Origin of the sequence: Pseudomonas sp. NFACC37-1 (assembly GCF_900101575.1) — a bacterium.
GTDB classification, from domain to species: Bacteria; Pseudomonadota; Gammaproteobacteria; order Pseudomonadales; family Pseudomonadaceae; genus Aquipseudomonas; species Aquipseudomonas fluorescens_AA.
In genome coordinates this window covers 262036-282210 of sequence record NZ_FMUZ01000005.1, presented here as the reverse complement: position 1 = coordinate 282210, position 20175 = coordinate 262036, and the positions used below count along the sequence as shown (strand labels likewise).

At 61.1% G+C, this 20175-nt stretch carries 19 protein-coding genes; 8 read left to right on the top strand and 11 right to left on the bottom strand.

The features are described from left to right. Positions 1–90 precede the first annotated feature (90 nt). On the top strand, positions 91–981 hold the full coding sequence (locus BLP82_RS09080; RefSeq protein ID WP_058543216.1) for an ATP-binding protein: 891 nt from the start codon (positions 91–93) through the stop codon (positions 979–981). Then, a complete protein-coding gene (locus tag BLP82_RS09075) occupies positions 978–1460 on the top strand; it encodes a GAF domain-containing protein (protein ID WP_092166824.1) in 483 nt (160 codons plus the stop codon). Before BLP82_RS09080 ends, BLP82_RS09075 begins: the two co-directional genes overlap by 4 nt. Positions 1461–1585: 125 nt before the next feature. On the opposite strand, the gene BLP82_RS09070 is transcribed toward BLP82_RS09075, so the two are convergent. From BLP82_RS09070 to BLP82_RS09040, 7 genes are all read right to left on the bottom strand, one after another. Then, a complete protein-coding gene (locus tag BLP82_RS09070) occupies positions 1586–4534 on the bottom strand; it encodes an HD domain-containing phosphohydrolase (RefSeq protein WP_092166822.1) in 2949 nt (982 codons plus the stop codon). A 117-nt stretch (positions 4535–4651) separates the two neighbouring features. Then, positions 4652–8272 carry a transporter substrate-binding domain-containing protein gene (locus BLP82_RS09065; RefSeq protein ID WP_092166821.1) on the bottom strand — a complete coding sequence of 1207 codons (3621 nt, stop codon included), beginning with the start codon at positions 8270–8272 and terminating at the stop codon, positions 4652–4654. Between the two features lie 9 nt (positions 8273–8281). Next, positions 8282–8908, bottom strand: coding sequence for a response regulator transcription factor (locus BLP82_RS09060; protein WP_014337291.1), 627 nt, complete (start codon positions 8906–8908; stop codon positions 8282–8284). A gap of 449 nt (positions 8909–9357) precedes the next feature. Then, positions 9358–10686, bottom strand: coding sequence for a deoxyguanosinetriphosphate triphosphohydrolase (locus tag BLP82_RS09055; protein WP_053183171.1), 1329 nt, complete (start codon positions 10684–10686; stop codon positions 9358–9360). Between the two features lie 126 nt (positions 10687–10812). Then, positions 10813–11148 (bottom strand): hypothetical protein, encoded by a 336-nt coding sequence (locus BLP82_RS09050; RefSeq protein ID WP_060738528.1) that lies wholly within the window; start codon positions 11146–11148, stop codon positions 10813–10815. Beyond that, positions 11145–11534, bottom strand: coding sequence for a phage holin family protein (locus tag BLP82_RS09045; protein ID WP_060738527.1), 390 nt, complete (start codon positions 11532–11534; stop codon positions 11145–11147). The genes BLP82_RS09050 and BLP82_RS09045 overlap by 4 nt, the downstream gene beginning before the upstream one ends. A gap of 2 nt (positions 11535–11536) precedes the next feature. Then, positions 11537–11851 (bottom strand): ElaB/YgaM/YqjD family protein, encoded by a 315-nt coding sequence (locus BLP82_RS09040; RefSeq protein ID WP_092166820.1) that lies wholly within the window; start codon positions 11849–11851, stop codon positions 11537–11539. A 338-nt stretch (positions 11852–12189) separates the two neighbouring features. On the opposite strand from BLP82_RS09040, the gene BLP82_RS09035 reads away from it, so the two are divergent. Next, the gene (locus tag BLP82_RS09035; RefSeq protein WP_092166819.1) at positions 12190–13398 is read left to right on the top strand and encodes an ammonium transporter; all 1209 of its coding nucleotides are present in this window, start codon (positions 12190–12192) and stop codon (positions 13396–13398) included. Between the two features lie 15 nt (positions 13399–13413). On the opposite strand, the gene BLP82_RS09030 is transcribed toward BLP82_RS09035, so the two are convergent. After that, positions 13414–15126, bottom strand: coding sequence for a cation:proton antiporter (locus tag BLP82_RS09030; protein ID WP_092166818.1), 1713 nt, complete (start codon positions 15124–15126; stop codon positions 13414–13416). 189 nt (positions 15127–15315) lie between these two features. Between BLP82_RS09030 and BLP82_RS09025 the strand changes: the two genes are divergently transcribed. The 3 genes from BLP82_RS09025 to BLP82_RS09015 all read left to right on the top strand — a co-directional run bounded on the left by BLP82_RS09025 (position 15316) and on the right by BLP82_RS09015 (position 16932). Next, the gene (locus BLP82_RS09025; protein ID WP_092166817.1) at positions 15316–15555 is read left to right on the top strand and encodes a glutaredoxin family protein; all 240 of its coding nucleotides are present in this window, start codon (positions 15316–15318) and stop codon (positions 15553–15555) included. A 93-nt stretch (positions 15556–15648) separates the two neighbouring features. Next, positions 15649–15969: a hypothetical protein gene (locus tag BLP82_RS09020; RefSeq protein WP_003199451.1), complete on the top strand. Its 321-nt coding sequence runs from the start codon at positions 15649–15651 to the stop codon at positions 15967–15969. A 72-nt stretch (positions 15970–16041) separates the two neighbouring features. Next, a complete protein-coding gene (locus tag BLP82_RS09015; RefSeq protein WP_092166816.1) occupies positions 16042–16932 on the top strand; it encodes a pseudouridine synthase in 891 nt (296 codons plus the stop codon). A gap of 76 nt (positions 16933–17008) precedes the next feature. Here the strand turns inward: BLP82_RS09015 and BLP82_RS09010 are convergent, their stop codons facing one another. Both BLP82_RS09010 and mobA read right to left on the bottom strand, forming a co-directional pair. After that, positions 17009–17230, bottom strand: a complete 222-nt coding sequence (locus tag BLP82_RS09010) for a YgdI/YgdR family lipoprotein (protein ID WP_003199454.1) — start codon at positions 17228–17230, stop codon at positions 17009–17011. Between the two features lie 75 nt (positions 17231–17305). Continuing rightward, positions 17306–17908 carry a molybdenum cofactor guanylyltransferase MobA gene (gene mobA, locus BLP82_RS09005; RefSeq protein WP_092166815.1) on the bottom strand — a complete coding sequence of 201 codons (603 nt, stop codon included), beginning with the start codon at positions 17906–17908 and terminating at the stop codon, positions 17306–17308. Between the two features lie 78 nt (positions 17909–17986). Between mobA and moaB the strand changes: the two genes are divergently transcribed. Both moaB and glp read left to right on the top strand, forming a co-directional pair. Further along, a complete protein-coding gene (gene moaB / locus BLP82_RS09000; RefSeq protein WP_092166813.1) occupies positions 17987–18526 on the top strand; it encodes a molybdenum cofactor biosynthesis protein B in 540 nt (179 codons plus the stop codon). A gap of 22 nt (positions 18527–18548) precedes the next feature. Continuing rightward, positions 18549–19736, top strand: a complete 1188-nt coding sequence (gene glp, locus BLP82_RS08995) for a molybdopterin molybdotransferase MoeA (protein WP_170842290.1) — start codon at positions 18549–18551, stop codon at positions 19734–19736. 59 nt (positions 19737–19795) lie between these two features. Here the strand turns inward: glp and BLP82_RS31575 are convergent, their stop codons facing one another. Further along, positions 19796–20104: a hypothetical protein gene (locus BLP82_RS31575; RefSeq protein ID WP_256326538.1), complete on the bottom strand. Its 309-nt coding sequence runs from the start codon at positions 20102–20104 to the stop codon at positions 19796–19798. Positions 20105–20175 lie beyond the last annotated feature (71 nt).

The following is a 20175-nucleotide window of genomic DNA, read 5'->3' as shown; positions in this document are numbered from 1 at the left end:
GTGTGTATTGTGTGAAGTAGACCCGCCATTGGATAAGGCGTTTCGTTGTTGGAGCGCCATCATTACTGTGAACCTGTCCGAGGAAAAGACGTGGACTCGCGATTGAATGCTTTTCTTGAGCGTGCCGATGCCGTGCTGGCCCGGATCGAGCCTTTGTTGCCCGCGCCCCGGCCCGCCATCGATTGGACCCAGACCCTGGCCGCCCGCTGGCAGCGTGACGGGCGCAGTGGCTACCTGTTGCCGCTGCAAGTCAGCCTCGACATGCGCCTGTCGGACCTGATCGGCGTGGATCGCCAGGTCGAACAGCTGGGCCGCAACACCCGGCAGTTCATCGATGGCATGCCCGCCAACCATGCTTTGCTCTGGGGCTCGCGTGGTACCGGCAAGTCGTCCCTGGTGCGTGCCCTGCTGGCCGAGCATGCCCCCCATGGCCTGCGGTTGATCGAGATCGAACGCGATCACCTGGCCGATCTGCCTCGGGTGGTCGAGCAGGTAGCGAAACTGCCGCAGCGCTTCGTGTTGTTCTGCGATGACTTGTCGTTCGAGTCCGGCGAAGGCGATTACCGCGTGCTCAAGAGTGTGTTGGATGGCTCCTTGGAGCAGGCGCCGGACAACGTGCTGCTGTATGCCACCTCCAACCGTCGCCACCTGGTGCCGGAAAAGGAGAGCGACAACGAGAATTGGAAACGGGTCGACGGCGAACTTCACCCCAGCGAAGCGGTGGAGGACAAGATCGCCTTGTCCGACCGCTTTGGCTTGTGGCTGTCGTTCTATCCGTTTACCCAGGAGCATTTCCTCAACGTCGTGGAGCACTGGATCGGCGAACTGGCGGCCAAGGCCGGGCTGGCCTGGCAGCGCGACGAAGCGCTGGATGTGCTGGCGGTGCGCTGGGCCACCGGTCGCGGCAACCGCAACGGACGTTGCGCTTATCAGTTTGCCCGTTATTGGGTAGGCCTGAAATTGTTGGAGCACAAGGCATGATCGATTTGAAGGGCACCGGTGCTGGCCTCGATGGCTACGACTTGTTATCGGCACAGTTGGAATCCTTGCTGGCCGATGAGCGTGACTTCATCGCCAACGCCGCGCAGTTCTCGGCCTTCCTGTCCAGTCAGCTGGACGACCTGAACTGGGCCGGCTTCTACCTCAATCGCAACGAAGAACTGGTCCTGGGACCGTTCCAGGGCCAGATCGCCTGTGTGCGGATTCCCTTTGGCCGTGGCGTGTGTGGCACGGCCGCAGCGACCCGGCAGACCCAGCGCGTCGAAGATGTCCATGCCTTCGCCGGGCACATCGCTTGCGACAGCGCGTCGAACAGTGAACTGGTGGTACCGCTGGTCAAGGGCGGGCGCCTGATCGGCGTGCTTGACCTGGACAGTCCGAAACTGGCGCGTTTTACCGAGCATGATCAAGCTGGCATTGAAGCATTGGCTGCGATATTCCTGCGTCTGACGGATTGCTGACTCGCTTTGCGTAGGAGCTGTCGAGCGAAGCGAGGCTGCGATCTTTCCCCAGACAGTTGAGCCTCGAGTGAATAACCAACAGGTCAAAAGATCGCAGGCTTCGCCAGCTCCTACAGGGATAACATTCATGCCTTCAGCCCGGCCTTGACCAGCAGGCTGTCGGGGGCGACCTCATCGATCTGGTGCGGGTCGAGGAACTGCTCGGCGTAGCTCAGGTAGATCTTTTCTTCGATGAACAGCCAGAACAGCTCGGGATCGATATGGGCGTCACGGCACATGGTGGCCATGATGCCCAAGGCCTCGCTCAGCGTCTTGGCCTTCTTGTAGGGGCGGTCGGCCGCCGTCAGTGCTTCGAAAATGTCGGCGATGGCCATCATCCGTGCCGGTAGGCTCATCTCCTCGCGCTTGAGGCGCTTGGGGTAACCGCTGCCATCCATTTTCTCGTGATGCCCGCCGGCGATCTCCGCCACGTTGTTCAGGTGGCTAGGGAAGGGCAACTGACTGAGCATCAGGATCGTCTGCACCATGTGATGATTGATGACATAGCGTTCCTCGCGCGTCAGCGTGCCTCGCGTGATGCTCAGGTTGTAGAGCTCGCCGCGGTTGTATTTCCAGGCCGGCACATCGAGCTGGAAGCCCCACGGGTTGTCCGCCGGGATCAGCTCGGCCGCGTTGCGCTCGAACAGGTGTTCGGGCTTGTCCGCCAACAGCGGCTCGGTGACCGGTAGTGTCGACTTGGGCGTGCGGGCCTGGCGCCGGTTTTCTTCCCAGGAAACCCCCAGGCGATCATCGAGGGTCCGGGTCCACGGGCGTTGTGCGATATGTCGCAGGCGTTGCAGATCGGCCTCGGCCATGGCTTCGGAGCCCAGGTTGCAGCGGGCGACGAAAGCAAAGTCGTCATCCAGTGCCGTCAATGTCGCATCACGCTGTCGTGCCAGGGATGACGCCTCGCCGCCGTTTGCCACGGCCTGCCAGTAATCGATCCAGGCGTCGCGCTTGAGTACTTCGAAACGGGTGCGTATCTCGTGGATCCGGTCGTTCAGGGTTTCCAGTTTGGTGGCTTTGTCGACGACGTATTCGGGGGTGGTGACCTTGCCGCAATCGTGCAGCCAGGCGGCGATGTGCAGGGCTTCCCATTCATCCTCCGTGGGCCGGTAGGCGATGAACGCCGGGGCTTGGCTGGCGGCAGCGGCCTGGGCGAGCATCAGGGTCAGGACCGGCACCCGCTGGCAATGGCCGCCGGTATAGGGACTCTTGGCATCGATCGCGCCGGCCAGCAGTTGGATGAAGGCGTCCAGCAGTTGCTTTTGCTTGGCTTGCAGGCGCTGGCCCTCGATGCTCACGGTGGCGGCGCCGGACACGGCTTGCAGGAAGGCGATGCGGTCCGGCTGGAGTTTTTCCAGGTCGGCTTCGGTGCCGCTGTCGTTGATCAGCAACACCAATACGCCGACGGTTTCCTGGTGGCGATTGCTCAGGCGGATGCCGATCAGGTGGACCCGAGGCGAGTCCAGTGCCTGCAGGATGCCTTGCAGGTCCGCCGCCTGCTCGAAGCCCAGGGAGGTCACGAGATTGTCCGAGACGGCCAGTTGCTGGAGCCATTGCGGGCTGTCGCCCGCCTGTAGCCCATGACTGCCCAGCTTGAAGGCGTCGAGGTTCCTGGGGGTTCCATCGATCACCAGCCCATAGGGCTTGAGCCGGTTTTCGTCGTTCTCGCGCAGGTAGATCAGGCCGGCCTGGGCCTGGCCGATTTTCACGGTTTCGAACAACACCCGCTCCAGCAACGGGGCGAAGCGGGTTTCGGCCCTCAGGCTGGCGGTGATTTCAAAGAAACTTGCCAGGGTCTCTTTCATGCGTGCCATCGAGACGCTCAATTGATCGACCTCCAGCACCGGGGAGCGGCGGGACACCGGGTAGTTGAAGTCAAAGCTGCGAATGGCGTCGGCTTCTCGCACCAGTTCGCGCAAGGGCTTGACCAGGATCCTGGATGTCAGCCAGCCCAGGGGCAGGCACAGCAACAGGGTGGCGAGGGTGATGAGCGCGCCTTGCCAGCGCATGCGATAAGCGTTGTCCAGCAGTTCGTCCTCAGGCACCAGCAACGCCAGTTCCAGGCCTTGGGGCCCGCCTTCCTGCATGTGGCTGCGCGAAACGATCCACTGGCGTCCGGCCGCTTCCAGACGGGTCGTGTCCGTGTTGTCATCGAGGACGGCGGCGATGGCCGGGTTGAGGTCGCGGGCCTTGATCAGGCGCGCCGACTGGGCGTCGGCGAGCAGCCGGTCGCTGTCGGGATAACCCACGGCGTTGCCCTTGGGATCGAGCAACACGATCTCGGTGCCGGTGGTCACCTTGTGCTTGGCCAGGGTCTGGGACAGGGCCGCCAGGGTCAGGTCGGCGCCGATGACCGCCTGCTCGCCACTGCGCCGGGCGAGGGTGGTGCCGACGTTATGCGTGGAGAAGAAAACGTAGGGCTCGGTGGTGATCTGCTCGGTGCTGCCGGCGGCGCTGCGAAACCAGCCGCGGCTGCGCGGATCGTAGGTTTCGTCGGCGATGTCGCGGTGATCGATGAGCGTCAGGGTTTCGTCGTAGAACAGCGATCGGGAATGGACCGGGCCTTGCTCGTTGGCCCGTTCCACGGTCCAGACTTGATAGGCCGCCTCGGTGGGTGCCTGCAGGGCGGTTTTCAGCGCCGTGGTGCGCAATGGCCGGACCATCAGGAAATTGCCGCGCTGATCGCCCAGGTACAACGACGCCAGGTTCGGGTTGTCCCGCAATGCCTGGCTGAAGGGCACGAGCAGGGCCAGGCGTTGCGCCATCTGGGGCGTGCGTGTCGCCGGGTAGTCGGCCAGCAGGCTCAGCAGGTGGCGGATGGGTTCGTAGGTGTCATACAAGTCCAGGCGCACCTCCTGTTCAATGCGGTTGAACAGTTTTTCACTGCTGGACAGGATGATTTGCGTGGTTTGCCGGTAGTTGAAAATACCCAGCACCACCCCGGTCAACAACAAAAGCAGGGTAAACATCACGCTGATGTGGACATGCAGGGGGAACCGGCGTTTGTCCGGACGCGGTGCGCTGGGCATTGCAGTCACTCCAAGTGTCAGGGGGGTGTTCTCGATGGGTGTTCCCGCGTGCAAGGGAAACCGATCGAGACCCCCCCAGGTACGCACAGCTGAGCGAATAGCATAGTAAACGCTGGATTATTTTGCCTTGGCGATCTCCGTTTGCAGAGCCTGCTCCAGTTCGGTCATGGCGCGGTCGAGGGCGTCGATGCAGGCGCTGATTCGTTCAGGTGCCTGTGCCAGATGGCACGCCTGCTCCAGCGCCTCGCACCGCTGGATCAGGGTGGTCGCCTGGACGATGCGGGCGACGCCTTTTATCTTGTGCGCCGTTTCGGTCAGCGCTTGGCGGTTTGCGCCCTGGGCAACGTCGAGCAACTCCTGGCGGTCCGTGCGGCTGCTGCTGAGTAACTCCGCCAGCAGGCGCCGGTTGGACGAAGGATCGCCGCCGGTCAGCGCCTGGAGACTGTGCACGCTGAAAACCGCTGGGTGAGCGACCGGTTTGACCGTCTTGATCCACTGGCTCAACGCGCTCAGGCTGATCGGTTTGAACAGGCAGTCATCCATGCCTGCGTCCTGGCAGCGTTGTTTTTCCTCCGGTTGAGCATTGGCGGTGAACCCCAGGAGGGTACAGGGCGACCGTCGCTGTTCGGACTCATCGCGACGAATCGAGCGGGCCAGTTCGTAACCGCTCATGATGGGCATGTTGCAATCGGCAATGACCAGGTCGAAATGGCCTTTGCGCCAGACCTCGAGCCCGTGGGCGCCATCGTGGGCGACCCGGTAGTGATGGCCGAGGTATTCCAATTGCTGGGACATCAGCAGGCGGTTGGCGGGATGATCGTCCACGATCAGGATGTTCAAGGCGACCTGGGCCGTTTCGATGACCGGTTCGAGTGGGATGCTCACCGGCGCCGTCGCCAGGACGGTCAGTTGCAGGTGGACCTGGACCTGGGTGCCGACGCCGGGTTGGCTACTCATATGCAGGTCGCCGCCCATCATCCGGCACAGGTTGCGACTGATCACCAGCCCCAATCCCGCGCCTTTGCGGGCCATTCGGCTGGTGTTATCGACCTGGGCAAACGGCGCGAACAAGCGTTGCAAGTCTGCCGGGCCGATGCCGATACCGCTGTCGTTGACCTCCAGATGCATGTGCAGGACGTCGTCCCGCTCGGTGGGCGATAGCCGGACCTTGACCACGACCTGGCCCTGCTCGGTAAATTTGAGGGCATTGCTGATCAGGTTCGACAGTACCTGCTTGAATCGCAAGGGGTCTATCAACACGTCAGGGTTGCCCTCGGTGGCATCGAACTGCAGCGACAACGCCAGGTTCTTCTGCCGGGCCACACCCTCGAAGACCCGTATGACCGATTGCAGCAGGGTCCTGAGATTGACGCGTTCGGGAGCCAGGGTCAGATGGCCGGACTCGATACGGGCGATGTCCAGGATATCGCCGATCAGTTCGAGCATGCCGGAGGCCGATTCGTAGGCGACTTCGATGGTCGAGCGGTCCACGTGGCCTTTGTCGGCGTGTTTCAGGGCCAGCTCGAGCATGCCGATCACCGCATTCATCGGGGTGCGTATTTCATGGCTCATGGTGGCCAGGAACGTGCTTTTGGCGCGGTTCGCATCATCGGCTCGTTGTTTGGAGGCGCGCAGTTCCTCGAACAGCTGCCGTCGTTCACTGATGTCGATCCAGCCGCCGATGATGCCTTGCACTTGCGCGGCGGAGTTTCGGTAGGGAAGGATCCAGTGATAGATCGTCAGCTTCCGGTCGCCGATGTGCAGGGGACGGTCCACGATCAGGGCATTACCTTCGGCCATGACGCGCTGGTAGTCCGCCTGGTACTCCTGCGCTTCGAAGGCGTTGCTCATGGAACCTGGCATCAAGTCCTTGCCGATGACGTCTTCGCGCCTGGCGTTGAACGCTTCCAGGTAACTGTCGTTGCAGCTCTGCAGGATACCGTTGCGATCCCTCACGTAGATGGGGTGGGGGGTGCCATTGAGCAGCGAATGCATGAATTCGAGTTGATCGTTGAGGGCCAGTTCCGCCCGTTGACGTTGCCTGATCTGGCGCTGCATGTAGGCGTTCCACGCCAGGGAAAGCAGCAGCAACAGGCCAACGCCCGCGACGACCTGGAAGAACAGGCGGTTATACGTGCGCCAGGTGTGTTCCGAGGGCGAGACGTAGCCGCGCCAGCGGTTGTTGATGATGCCCAGTTCGTCGGGGTCGATGCTGGTCAGGGCCTTGTCGAGGATGGCGTTCAACTCGCTGGCGTGTTTGGCCGTGGCCAGCGCGAACAGCGCCTGTTGGGTACCCACCGTGCTGCTGATCTGCAACCGGTCCCGCCACGCATGGGAGGAGATGAAGTAGTTGGCCATCACCTGCGAGTTCACGCTGCCGTCGACCTGGCCATGGGCGAGCATTTCCACGGCGCGCAAGGGGCCGTCCGTTTCGATGATCCGGATGCTCGGGTACTGGCTGCGTAGCCATTCAGTGAGCGGATTGCCCGTGGCGATCGCCAGGCTGGCGTGGCCGAACTGATCGAGGGTGGTGGGCGTGTCGGACGACTTGCGGGTCAGCAGGACGAACGAGCTGTCGACGTAGGGGCGGCTGAATTTCAACTGGCGTTGCCGTTCACTGCTGGGCAACAGCGCGGCGATCATGTCGGCTTGATCGTTGAGGACCGCGGCAATCATTTCACTGTCGTTCTGGCGGCGCTGGATGTCCAGGCGCAGGCCGGTGCGCAGCCGGATCAGCTCCAGCAGGTCGGCGCTGATGCCGCGAAAATCGCCGTCCGGATCGAAGAAGGTGAAGGGGGCGGAGGTTTCGTTCACCACCACCCTGACCACCGGGTGCCTGGCCAGCCAGCGTCGCTCGCGGTCGGTCAGTTGTACCCGGTGGTCCGTGAGGTACAGGTCGCTGCCCGCACTCCAGCGCTTGGCAATGGCCGTCTGTTCGGCGACGGGGACCTGGTTCAGCGTCGCGTTGATGATCTCCAGCAAGCGGGTATCGCCACGGCGTACGGCGAAACCGAATCCATAGGATTCATGTTTGCCGAAGCTGGCCATGCGGATATTGCTCAAGTAACCCTTGCTGATCATGTAGTGGGTGGACAGGGTATCGCCGAGAAATACATCGGCCTGGCCAAAGGCGACGGCATTGATGGCGTTCTGGTAGGACGGGTAGGTGGTGATGATTGCCTTGGGGTAGAGTTTTTCGATTTCCCGCAGCGGCAGGTAGTGATAGACCATGCTCAGCCGCAAACCCTTGAGGTCTTCATTCAGGGATCGGCTTTCATTCGTTCGGGTGACGAGAACGGGTTGGTCCACTGCATACGGCGTCGACAGCGCAATGTCGGGGTCGCGGGCCTCGAAACCGTTGGCGGTGCCAAGCATGTCGATTTGCCCGTCCTTGAGCGCCGCCACGGCTGCCTCACGGGAGGCGAAACGCAGCACTTTCATGGGCAAGCCAGTGGACTTGGCGAGGATGTCGGCATAGTCGGCGGTCAGGCCTTCGTAGTCGCGTCCGCTGGCGGAGAGATCGAAGGGCGGGTAATCCGGTGCGGAAGTGCCCAGGACCAGCTCCTGTCGGCTTTTTAGCCAGGCGCGGTGAACATCATCGAGCTTGATCTCGGCCTGGGCCATGGATGAGCGCCCCAGCAGCGTGTATTGCCCGGGCGCATCCGGTGTCGCCGCGAGCACTCCTGTATATAACACTGCGCTGATCAGCAGGAGACATTCGGTTATGCGTCTGAGCATCCTGTTTTCTCACACCAGCGCGTTGCGCTTCGCCATTTCAATCAGCTCGACCAAGGACTTGACCTTGAGTTTCTGCATCAGGCGTTTTTTATAAGTACTGACGGTTTTGTTACTGAGAAACATCCCCTTGGCTATTTCCTTGTTGGTTCGGCCTTGGGCAAAAAGTTGCAGTACCATCAGTTCCCGATCATTGACGCTTTTGAAAAGATCCAGCTCTATACTGCGTGGATCATCCGGGCGTACCGGGTTCAGCGCCTGGCTGGGGAAATAGTTATAGCCGGACAGTACCGCTTTGATCGCGCTGACAAGTTCGCTGAGGTCTTCCTGTTTGCAAACGTAACCGGAGGCACCGGATTGCATGCATCGGATACCGAAAAGCGTCGGCGACTGTGCCGTGAGCACCAGTGTCTTGAGCGGCGTGGTCATGGCGTTGAAGCGTGACAGAATTTCCAGCCCGTCAAGTTTGGGGATGCTGATGTCCAGGATAACCAGGTCCGGCATGCATTCGCGCACCATTTGCATCGCGTCGACGCCGTTGTCAGTTTCTCCTACGACCTTATAGCCCTCATGTTCCAGGAGCATGCGAACGGCGAGGCGGATGACCGGATGATCGTCGACAATGAAAACGGAGTTCATGAATAAATTACCCTGCGAACTTGAATAAAGCGCGCACCTTAGCCCACTTACAGCCAGGGTCGTACGAAGAGACGGGCATGCAACTTCAATTTCAGAAGTTTCCTACAAAAAAAGAGGCAAGATATTACGATGTAATCGGTTTTTTAGTAGGTGGATGACAATAAGAGGGGAAGATGTTGGCAGTGTGTGAAGGGATATTTCTCTGATTGTGTTGTTTATGCAAACAAAGGGAACGTTTTAATCAAGGTTTGTGTAAAGCCATACATTATTTATCTACTTCAAACGCCTTGTGGGATGGCGCTAAAAAACCACATGCACCGCCAATCCCCCTGCGGGAGCGAGCTTGCTCGCGATGGCGATGGATCTGTGCACATCGATGCTGGATGTACCTCCGTCATCGCGAGCAAGCTCGCTCCCACATTTTTTCGAGGTGCTGCAAAGGGGGCCTTTTATTGGCGCGTGCGGCCTGTCATTTCCTGGGCCATTTCGCTGGCGTAGCTGTCGGTCATGCCGGCGATGAAGTCGATCATCCGCAGGAACGCGCCATGCAAAGGGCCATTGGGATCCGGCGCATTGTTCCCCAGCAGGTCGAGAATGCGGCGATTCTTGAACGAAGGCGTACGGCCGCCGTGCTGTTCGAGGGCTGCGCCGCAAAAGCCGTTTAGCAGGATTTCCAACGTGGTGTAGGCGCCGATTTCATGCAGGGTCTTGCGCTTGTCCTGGAAGATTTTCCGGCGCGCCATGTCCTTGGCATTCAACACGCAGCGTTTGGCCGGGCCGTGCATGTGTTCCACCAGGTCCCCTGGCAGCGTGCCGGCAAGCAACGCTTCCTGCTGCTCGACAAACGCCCGGGCGGCGGCGTTGGTCAGGTGTTCGATGGCCTTGCCTCGCAGGATCGCCAGTTTGCGTCGCCGCGAGTCCAGCGGCCCCAGTTGCCGATAGGTGTCCGGAAGATCGTCGCCCACCAGGTCCAGGAGCAGCGACTCCACCTGTGGGTATTCCAGCAGATCCATCTCCACGCCGTCTTCCAGGTCGATCAGCGCGTAGCAGATGTCATCGGCGGCCTCCATCAGGTACACCAGTGGATGCCGTGCCCAACGTTGATCCTCGATCTGGGGCAGACCGAGCTTGTGGGCAATCTGCTCCAGCAGTGGCAGTTCGCTCTGGTAGCAACCGAACTTGTGCTTCTTGTAGCCCAGGGAGTCGGCGTGGCGGGCGGTCCAGGGGTATTTCAGATACGTACCGAGGGTGGCATAGGTCAGCCGGGTTCCGCCGTCGAACTGATGGTATTCAAGCTGGGTGAGGACGCGGAAGCCCTGGGCGTTGCCTTCGAAATTGAGGAAGTCGTTGCGCTCGGCTTCGCTCATCGCATCAAGCCACCCCCGCCCGGCGGCCTGCTGGAACCAATAGCGAATGGCGTCCTCGCCGGAATGGCCGAACGGCGGGTTGCCTATGTCGTGGGCCAGGCAAGCCGATTGCACCACCATGCCCAGGTCGCTGGGCTCGCACCAGTCGGGCAGGGCATTGCGGATGGTTTCTCCCACGCGCATGCCCAGGGAGCGCCCGACGCAACTGACTTCCAGGGAATGGGTCAGGCGCGTGTGGATGTGGTCGTTGCTGGAAACCGGATGCACTTGCGTCTTGCGCCCCAGGCGGCGGAAGGCCCCGGAAAAGATGATGCGGTCGTGGTCCTTGTGGAAGGGACTACGACCCAGCTCTTGCGGGCTGTGCAGCGGTTTTCCGAGACGTTCGCGAGTCAGCAGGGTATGCCAATCCAAGGCCGGTTGCTCCGTTCGATGATGTCGATGCCCTAGCTTCCCGGTTCGTGGGTCGCCCTGCAAGGCCTATGGGCCTGCACAAACCGGATACCTAACCCTGTGGCCCTCGCCACAGGGTATCGGTCGTCAGGGTTTGCGCAGGTCCTTGGCCAGCTTGACCAACGGCAGCAATGTCGTTGCCAGGCGGATCAGGCCTGTCAAGCCACCGCCACCGCCATGGCGGGTCCGTTTGCCGGTGAGGAAGCCGAGCAGGGACACTGCCGCCACGCCCCACAGTGGCGCGTGCTTGATGCCGAAACCTTCGTGCCAGCTTTGCGTCAAGCCGCGCACCCGATGCAGGGGTTGCAGCAATTGGCGTGTCTCCTGACGGATTTCCTGGCGATGCATTTCCATGCGCAGGCGCACCAGTGCCTTGCGCATTTCCTGTCGTGTCCGGGCTTGGGGAATATCAGGCAGGCTCATGGCAGCAGGCGCTCCCGGTCATTGGCCAGTTCTTCGAGGGTGGCGTTGAAAGGAGAGGACTCATCGTAGATCGCTGCCTTGAGTCGAAGACCGCAGAACAGGGCCGCCAGCAGGTAGAACAGGCACAGGCCGATAATGCCCGACAGGCGATAGGTGTCCCATACCAGGATCAGCACCAGCGCCGAAAGCCCGACCAACAGCAGCAGGCCGAACACCAGCGCAAGGCCGGCGAACAGCAGGAGGCTTACGGTGCGTGCCTTCTGTTCCTGCAACTCCATGCCGAACAATTCGACGTGGCTGTGCAGCAAGCCAAGAAATGCCGCGCCCAGGCGGCGCGCTGTCGGTTGTGTGCCCGCTTCGGACGAGCCGGATTCGTCGATACCCATGATCAGCGCCGTGTCGCCAGCAGACCGATCAGAAAACCAACGCCCGCGGCAATGCCTACCGATTGCCAAGGGTTGGCCTGTACGTATTCCTCGGTGGCGACTACAGCAGCCTGGCCGCGTTCGCGCATGGAGTCTTCGGTCAGCTTGAGCGTTTCCCGGGCGCGCAGGAGGGTTTCGTGGATCTGGCTGCGCAGCGCATCGGCCTGATCGCCTGCCAGCGTCGCGGTGTGATCGAGCAAGCGCTCCGTGTCGCTGACCAGCGTCTGAAAATCTTCCATCAGGATTTCTTGAGCAGTCTTTGCCTGGGTTCTGGCCATGGGTGAATCTCCGTAAGTGACGTCTGAAGCGTTCGAGTATGAGCCTTGCCGGAAGGTTCAGTGCAAGTGACTGGTACAACTTTTGCTCAGGCTTCTGCCATGTACTGGTGCGTCAGTCTGCGCCAGTGCGCTGAAGCTGGGCGAAAGCCCGTAAAACCTTAACCCAATAATCAAAACCCGCGAAGCACGTCGAAGCGGCACTTCGTTTTGCCTGATCTGACGCACCAAAGCAGTTCATCGGCCTGTTTGTGGCCAATGAGTCGTTTCAACTTGGTGCGCTCATGGGGTGAGTGAACCGGTTTGGTGCTTTTTTAAACTTTTTCAGGTCTGCCAACACCATGGAAAATATGCAAAGTGCCGTGGACAGTCTGGTCCACAGCTCCAACACGCTGTTCATCCTGCTCGGCGCGGTCATGGTCCTGGCCATGCATGCCGGCTTCGCGTTCCTTGAAGTGGGAACGGTCCGGCAGAAGAACCAGGTCAATGCGCTGTCGAAAATCCTCAGCGATTTCGCGGTCTCGACCCTGGCCTATTTCTTTGTCGGTTATTGGATTTCCTATGGTGTGACCTTCCTGCAGCCGGCGACGGTACTCAGCACCGATCATGGCTACAGCCTGGTGAAGTTCTTCTTCCTGCTGACCTTTGCCGCTGCGATCCCGGCCATCATTTCCGGCGGTATTGCCGAGCGTGCGCGGTTCGCGCCGCAATTGTGCGCCACGGTGTTGATCGTGGCGTTTGTCTACCCGTTTTTCGAAGGCTTGGTCTGGAACGGCAATTTTGGCGTGCAGGCTTGGTTGCAAGCTCGGTTCGGCGCCAGCTTCCATGACTTCGCCGGTTCCGTGGTGGTGCATGCCATGGGCGGCTGGCTGGCGTTGGCCGCGGTGCTTTTGCTCGGCCCGCGTAATGGCCGCTACCGGGACGGTCGCCTGGTGGCGTTCGCGCCTTCGAGCATTCCATTCCTGGCATTGGGCTCGTGGATCCTGATTGTCGGCTGGTTCGGTTTCAACGTGATGAGTGCCCAGACCCTGCCTGGGGTGAGCGGGCTGGTGGCGGTCAATTCGTTGATGGCCATGGTGGGCGGTACCGTGGCGGCATTGATTGTCGGGCGCAATGACCCAGGCTTCCTGCACAACGGCCCGCTGGCCGGGTTGGTGGCGGTCTGTGCCGGTTCCGACCTGATGCACCCGGTGGGTGCGTTGGCCACCGGTGCCATTGCCGGTGCCTTGTTTGTCTGGTGCTTCACGGCGGCCCAAGGCAAGTGGAAGATCGACGACGTGCTCGGCGTCTGGCCGCTGCACGGGTTGTGCGGAGTCTGGGGTGGCATTGCCTGTGGCGTCTTTGGCCAGGTTGCCTTGGGCGGCCTGGGTGGGGTCAGCCTGATCAGCCAGTTGATCGGCACGGCGCTGGGTGTCGTCGTCGCCCTGGCCGGTGGGTTCGCGGTCTATGGCGCAATCAAGGCCGTGCTGGGGCTGCGCTTGACCCAGGAAGAAGAGTATTACGGCGCAGACCTGTCGATTCACAAGATCGGCGCGGTCAGCCAGGACTGATCGTTGCACAGGACACTAGGGCTCCTTGTCCTGGTTGCCAGGGTAAAAACCGTGGAGCAGGCGATAACGGTCATGACGGACCTGATCCACATGATGCCGGACTTGTTGTTCCGGCAGGCCAAGCATGATCAGGGCGTGGGACGCCAGCATCAGGCTCGATTCCAACAGTTCCGGGACCACTTCGCTGGCCCCGGCTGCCTGCAACTCGGCCAATTGGCTGTCGTCGCGGGTGCGCACCAGGATCGGCACCTGTTGGTTGACCCGCCGGGCCGCCTTGAGCACGGTGATGGCGATGTCGGTCTTATCCACCGCGATCACCAATAGCCTGGCGCGGCTCAAGCCAACGGCGGCGAGCAGGTCACCCCGTCGCGAATCGCCGTAATGCACGCAGTTTTCCCCGACGGTGGCTTCCTGGATGATCACCGGGTCGTCATCCAGGGCGACGAACGCCTGGCCTTCGCGGCGCAGGAAGCGCCCGATGGACTGGCCGACGCGCCCGTAGCCGCAAATCACCACGTGATCCGACAAGCCGGCATTGAGTGCGCTGATCTGGTCCAGTTGCGCCTCTTCGTTGGGTTTGCGATGCAGGCGCGCGGCGATGCGCGGCGCCGCACGCAGCAACAGCGGCGTCAGCAGCATCGAGCAGAATGTCGCGGCCAGCAGCAGGCCGCTGATGTCGGCGGGCATGAGACTGTTCTGTTGCATCAGCGCCATCAAGGCAAAACAGAATTCGCCGCCCTGGGCCAGGGCCAGGCCACTGCGCCAGGCGGTTTCCCCATCACTGCCGCGCCATTTCACCAGGGCGGCGACCACGCAGCCCTTGAGGAGCATCAGGCCGAGGGTCAATCCCAGAATCAAAAGGCCATCATCGAGGAATAGTTGCAGATCGATCAGCATGCCGATGCTAACGAAAAACAGCCCCAGCAGGATGTCGCGGAACGGACGTATGTCGGCTTCGATCTGATGCCGGTAGTGGCTTTCCCCCAGCAACATACCCGCCAGGAAAGCCCCCAGGGCCGGCGACAAGCCGAGCAAGTGGGTCAGCCATGCCGTCAGCAGCACGATCACCAGGGCCAGCAGCACGAACAGTTCTGCGGACCGGGACGCCGCCACCTCATGAAACAGCCGGGGCAACAGCAGCCGGCTGGTCAGCAGCAGGCCACCAAACAACACCAGAGTCTTGCCCAGGGTCAGCGGTAGCGCCCAGTACCACGGGTGCTCGCTGCTGCCGGCGAAGACCGGCACCAGGGTCAACAGCAGCACCGCGACGACGTCCTGGAACAACAGGACGCCAATGGCGTTCTGGCCGTGGCTGCTGAAGATCTCGCCCAGGCTGGTCAACTCCTTGCTGACAATGGCGGTGGAGGACAAGGCCAGCCCCGCGCCGAGCAGCAGCGCGGCGATCACCGGCGCGCCGCACACGGCCAGCAATCCCGCCAGCAGCGCCCCCGAACACAGCACCTGCAGGCTGCCGAGGCCGAACACGACCCGACGCAGTTCGAGCATTTTCGACAGGGAAAACTCCAGCCCCAACGAGAACAACAGGAACACCACCCCGAGCTCGGCCAGATCCGGCAGTTCCTCGCTGTCGTTGACCCAGTCCAGCGCGGTAGGCCCGACCGCCAGCCCGACACAGAGATAACCCAGCACGGGCGGCAGGCGCAGCCGCCTGAAGAGGGCGATGACCACCAGGGACGAGGCAAGGATGATCAGCAGGTTGGCAAACAAGGGGAACTCCGTTTCAAGGCTACAAGGCAAAGCGTAGAGGGGAAAATGCGACCAGCGTCGCTGGAAAAGCATTCATGTTCAGTGATTTGCATCAGCGTTTTACCGAAACACCCGGAAGCGAGCCAGCGACTCGACGGTTTTCCGAGGCGGGCCTAGAATGATCGTCTATCTTTTTTGGGTCTACCCGCCATGCTTCCTGAATGCCAGTTGTTCGGCACCCTGGGGTGTCATCTTTGTGAAGTTGCCGAAGGGGTGCTGATGCCTTTCGTCGAACATGGATTGTTGGTGGAACTGGTGGATATCGCCGAGGACGAGACTTTTTTCGAAGCCTATGAGCTACGTATCCCGGTCCTGCGCAGAATCGATACTGGTGCGGAGCTGGACTGGCCTTTCGATGACTCCGACCGGGTTGCCGCCTTTCTGCGTTGACCCATTTCCCGGCGTGCCTTCATACGAGGCCATTGGCGAAAATCGCGTTCTTCGGTTACTGTATGTTCATACAGTTATCTGGAGTGCATACCCTTGGTCAATGTCGAACAACTGAAAAGCAGCGTAAACAGGATGTCCGCGGACGTTGTGCGTGAGGCGGTCCTGGAGCTACGCCTGGATGGCTTGGTGACCGAAGGCAAGACGCCCTTCAATAAACTGCATTTCAACACCTGTTTCGCCGAGATCGAAGCGTTGTTCCAGCGTGCCGGCTATCACAAACAGTTGGATGTGGTGGGTTACCAGGGTTTGCTGTACGCGCTGTACGATCCCGGTCGCTGGGAGGCGGTGGAAGTGCTGCGCTGGTTGAAGGAGTTCACCGAAGCGGCGGCCAAATCGACGTCAGTCACGGCGTAAAGCAATCATCGCTGGGCTGCGCGGTGCGACTGTCGGATAATGCCGCCCTGCAAAAACGCCTGAGAGTTTTCAATGCCCGGTTCATCGTTTTCCGCCGCTCATCATCAGGCCAGTACGCTGTATCTGCCGCCCGGTTCCTGGCCGACGGTGCTGGAGTGCCTGTGCGAGCATTTCAGTGCCATCAGTCGCGAGCAGTGGCTGGACCGGATCGCCCGGGGCCGGGTATTGGACGGGGAGGGCAAGGCCATCCATGTCGACTTGCCCTACCGCGAAGGCCTGCGCATCCACTACTTCCGTGAAGTACCCGACGAGAAGCCGATCCCGGTGGTGGAGTCGATCCTGTATGCCGACGAGCATCTGGTGGTGGCAGACAAACCGCATTTTCTGCCTGTCACTCCGGCGGGCGAATACGTTGAGCAAACCTTGTTACGACGGCTGATCCGGCGGCTGGACAACCCGCATCTGGTGCCCTTGCACCGCATTGACCGGCACACGGCCGGGCTGGTGTTGTTTTCAGCCAACCCGCACACCCGTTCGGCCTATCAGTCGTTGTTCCCGACGCGGCAGATCGAGAAACGCTACCAGGCCATTGCCCGCGCGTTGCCTGGGTTGACCTTTCCCCGGGTGCATAGAAGCCGGATGATCGACGGTGAGCCGTTCTTTCGGATGCAGGAAGGGCCGGGCGAGCCCAATACCGAAACGGCCATCGAAGTGCTGGAAAGACACGGTGACCTGTGGCGCTACGGGTTGTCTCCGGTCACGGGCAAGAAACACCAGTTGCGGGTGCATATGAATGCCCTGGGAGCGGGTATCTGCAACGATCCGTTTTACCCTGACGTGCTTCGGGACGCCGAGGATGACTACGCCAACCCGCTCAAGCTACTGGCACAAGGGCTGCGTTTCATCGATCCGGTCACCGGCCAGGAGCGTGTATTCCAGAGTGAGATTACATTGCAGTGGTAGTGCCCATGGTTTTCGACCAGGCATAAAAAGCCCGCAAATGTTGCGGGCTTTTCGTATCTGGCGGTAGCGCTGAAGATTACAGGTCTTTAACGGTACGAACCTGATCCTTGTTCACGCGAGTCTGCTTGCCATCCAGCTGCTCGAATTCGTAGAAGCCGCTTTCTTCATCGTAATGAGGGGTATCGACGGCCTGGATTTCGCGACCGTCATTCAAGGTGATCACTGTTGGCGAAGCGCACCCGGCAAGGGTGGCGAGGCCCAGAGCGAGCATGAACGTGGCGAGGGTCCGTTGTGTCATGGTGTTTCTCCGAAATGGATTCTTCAAGTTACTGACCTTCAGACGTATACATTGCGCGCAAGTTCCTGGCTAGTGTCAATCTGACACGCCTTTATGTCGGACCAGTAACTCCGGGGTGTTCAGATTGGCCAGCCGCGGATCGTCGGCAGGGCATTGCAAGGCAACGGCGTGCAACGCGCGCATAACCCGACCGGGGCTTCGTTCGCCTTCGCTCCAGGCTTTTTCGAAGCTCGCTGCCAGGGCCAGCGGGATGACACACAGCAGCGGTTCCCAATGCTCGCCGTGCCGCACCATCAATGGCTGATCGGGGTGCTGGCTGGCCGTCCTGCGCATGTTGTCGAGCAGGCTGGCGTCGACCTGCGGCACGTCGCACGGCAGCACCAGCAAATACGGGTGCCTCGCAGCCTTGAGACCTGCCCGGATGCCCGCCAGTGGCCCGGGAAAGTCACCTTCCTCGTCATGCACCAACTGATCGGCATACGGTGCGTAACGTTGTGCATTACGGTTGCAGGAAATGATCAGGTCATCGCTCAGGGCGCGGGTCTGGCGATGGATATGGGCAATCAGCGGTTCGCCTTGCCACTGCACCAGGCCTTTGTCCTGACCGCCCATGCGTTGCCCGCGACCACCCGCCAAGAGCAGAATGGAGCAGGGTGGCAGCGGCGTAATCGAGGTCATGGCGTGTCTCCGCACGGGCGAAAAAATGAAGCGCTGTGATATAACACCGGGCTGTTTCCTCCACAACTGGACGAGCCTATGAAAGCCAAGGCTGATGTACCTTTCGTGCCGCTCAATATCGCGGTGCTGACAGTCAGTGACACCCGTACCCTGGAAACCGATACGTCCGGGCAGGTCTTCGTCGATCGGCTCAAGGCGGCCGGCCACAACCTGGCGGCGCGGGTCCTGCTCAAAGATGATTTGTACAAGATCCGGGCGCAAGTCGCGACCTGGATTGCCGAAGACGTGGTGCAAGTGGTGCTGATCACCGGCGGCACCGGCTTCACGGGGCGTGACAGCACGCCGGAAGCCGTCACGTGTCTGCTGGACAAGCAGGTCGACGGGTTTGGCGAGTTGTTCCGGCAAATATCAGTGGCCGACATTGGCACTTCCACTGTGCAGTCCCGCGCGCTGGCGGGCCTGGCCAATGGCACGCTGGTATGTTGCCTGCCGGGGTCGACCAACGCGGTACGTACCGGATGGGATGGGATCCTGGCCGAACAATTGGATGTGCGGCATCGTCCGTGCAACTTCGTTGCCCATTTGAAACAGGCCGCGCCTTGTGAATCCCGTGGGTAAACCGGGCAAGGCCGGCGCCTTGATGGCCGTCGAAGTGGCGTTGGAGCGGCTGCTCGAGATGGCGGCGGCCACGCCGATCGTTCAGCGCGAACATTTGCCTTTGGCCGCGGCGTCAGGGCGAGTGCTCGCCGAGGATCTGGTCTCGACCCTTGATTTGCCGCCATGGCCCAACAGTGCCATGGATGGCTATGCCCTGCGGTTGGCGGACTGGAACGGCGAGCCGTTGGTGGTCAGCCAGCGGATTTTCGCCGGCCAGGCTCCGGAGCCGTTGGCCGTTGGTACCTGCGCGCGGATCTTCACGGGGGCGCCAGTCCCTGCCGGCGCCGATTGCGTCGAGATGCAGGAAAACGCCGTGGTTGAAAGCGACCAGCGGGTGCGGTTTACCGAGCCGATGGTCAGTGGGCAGAACATTCGTCCCCAGGGACAGGAGACCACTGTTGGCGAGCAAGTCCTTTCTGCCGGGACTCGCCTGGGGCCGATCGAGCTGGGCTTGGCGGCATCCTTGGGCTGTGCGTCGCTGGACGTGGTGCGCAAGGCCCGCGTCGCCGTCCTGTCCACGGGCGATGAACTGGTCGAGCCCGGTCAGGTGTTGGGTCCTGGCCAGATCTATAACAGCAACCGCGTGCTGCTGTGTGGCTGGCTGCAACGCATGGGCTGCGAGGTGGTTGACGCGGGTATCCTGCCCGACGATTTGTCGGCCACCCGTGAGCGCCTGGCACAGTTGTCGGATGTCGATCTGATCCTGTCCACCGGCGGGGTATCGGTGGGGGAGGCGGACTTCCTGGGTATCGCCTTGCGCGAGGATGGCGAGCTGGCGCTGTGGAAACTCGCCATCAAACCGGGTAAGCCGTTGACGTGCGGGCATTACCGTGGCGTGCCGGTCATAGGCCTGCCTGGAAACCCCGCTTCGACCCTCGTGACGTTCGCCTTGCTGGCAAGGCCTTACCTATTGAGACGCCAAGGCGTTCAGTCGGTGGCGCCGCTCAAGTTCAAGGTGCCGGCCGGTTTCGCCTGGCCAAAGGCGGGCAGTCGCCGAGAATACCTGCGAGGCCGTATGGAGAATGGTCGAGCGATCATCTACCGAAACCAGAGCTCGGGTGTCCTGCGCAGCGCGGCCTGGGCCGACGGGTTGGTCGAGGTGCTCGAAGGGCAGACGCTGGTGGAGGGCAACGAAGTGGGCTTCATTCCCTTGAGCGAAATCCTGGGCTAGCACATGGCAGGTGTTCTCCGGCCCGAGTTGGACGCTCGGGCCTTTTGTGCGCCTCACCTTTATCGCGTGAGCAGCATCACCAACTGATCGAATCGATTGTTGGCAATCCAGCCCAGCAGACCGAGTACCACCGCCGCGGCGCCAGCCGAATAGGCCAGCCTGTGGCGGATCACCTTGACGTCGGTGCGTATTTCATCCATGTCTTTGCGGATGTATTTGAGGTGGGTTTCCAGTTCAACGACGCGCGGTTCCAAATCAATTCCTCCAACGGGATTACTGCAACTTTTGCATTCGTTTCGAGTATCGGCGCGCCCGCTTCCAAAGGACGCGAGCTGCCGGGGCGACAGCTTGTATTCACGGTTATGCATGGGACGGTCCATCCCCTTGGCCATAACTGTTCGAGCGACTGATCCGGCCCCTGCGGGCCGTGACGTATCCA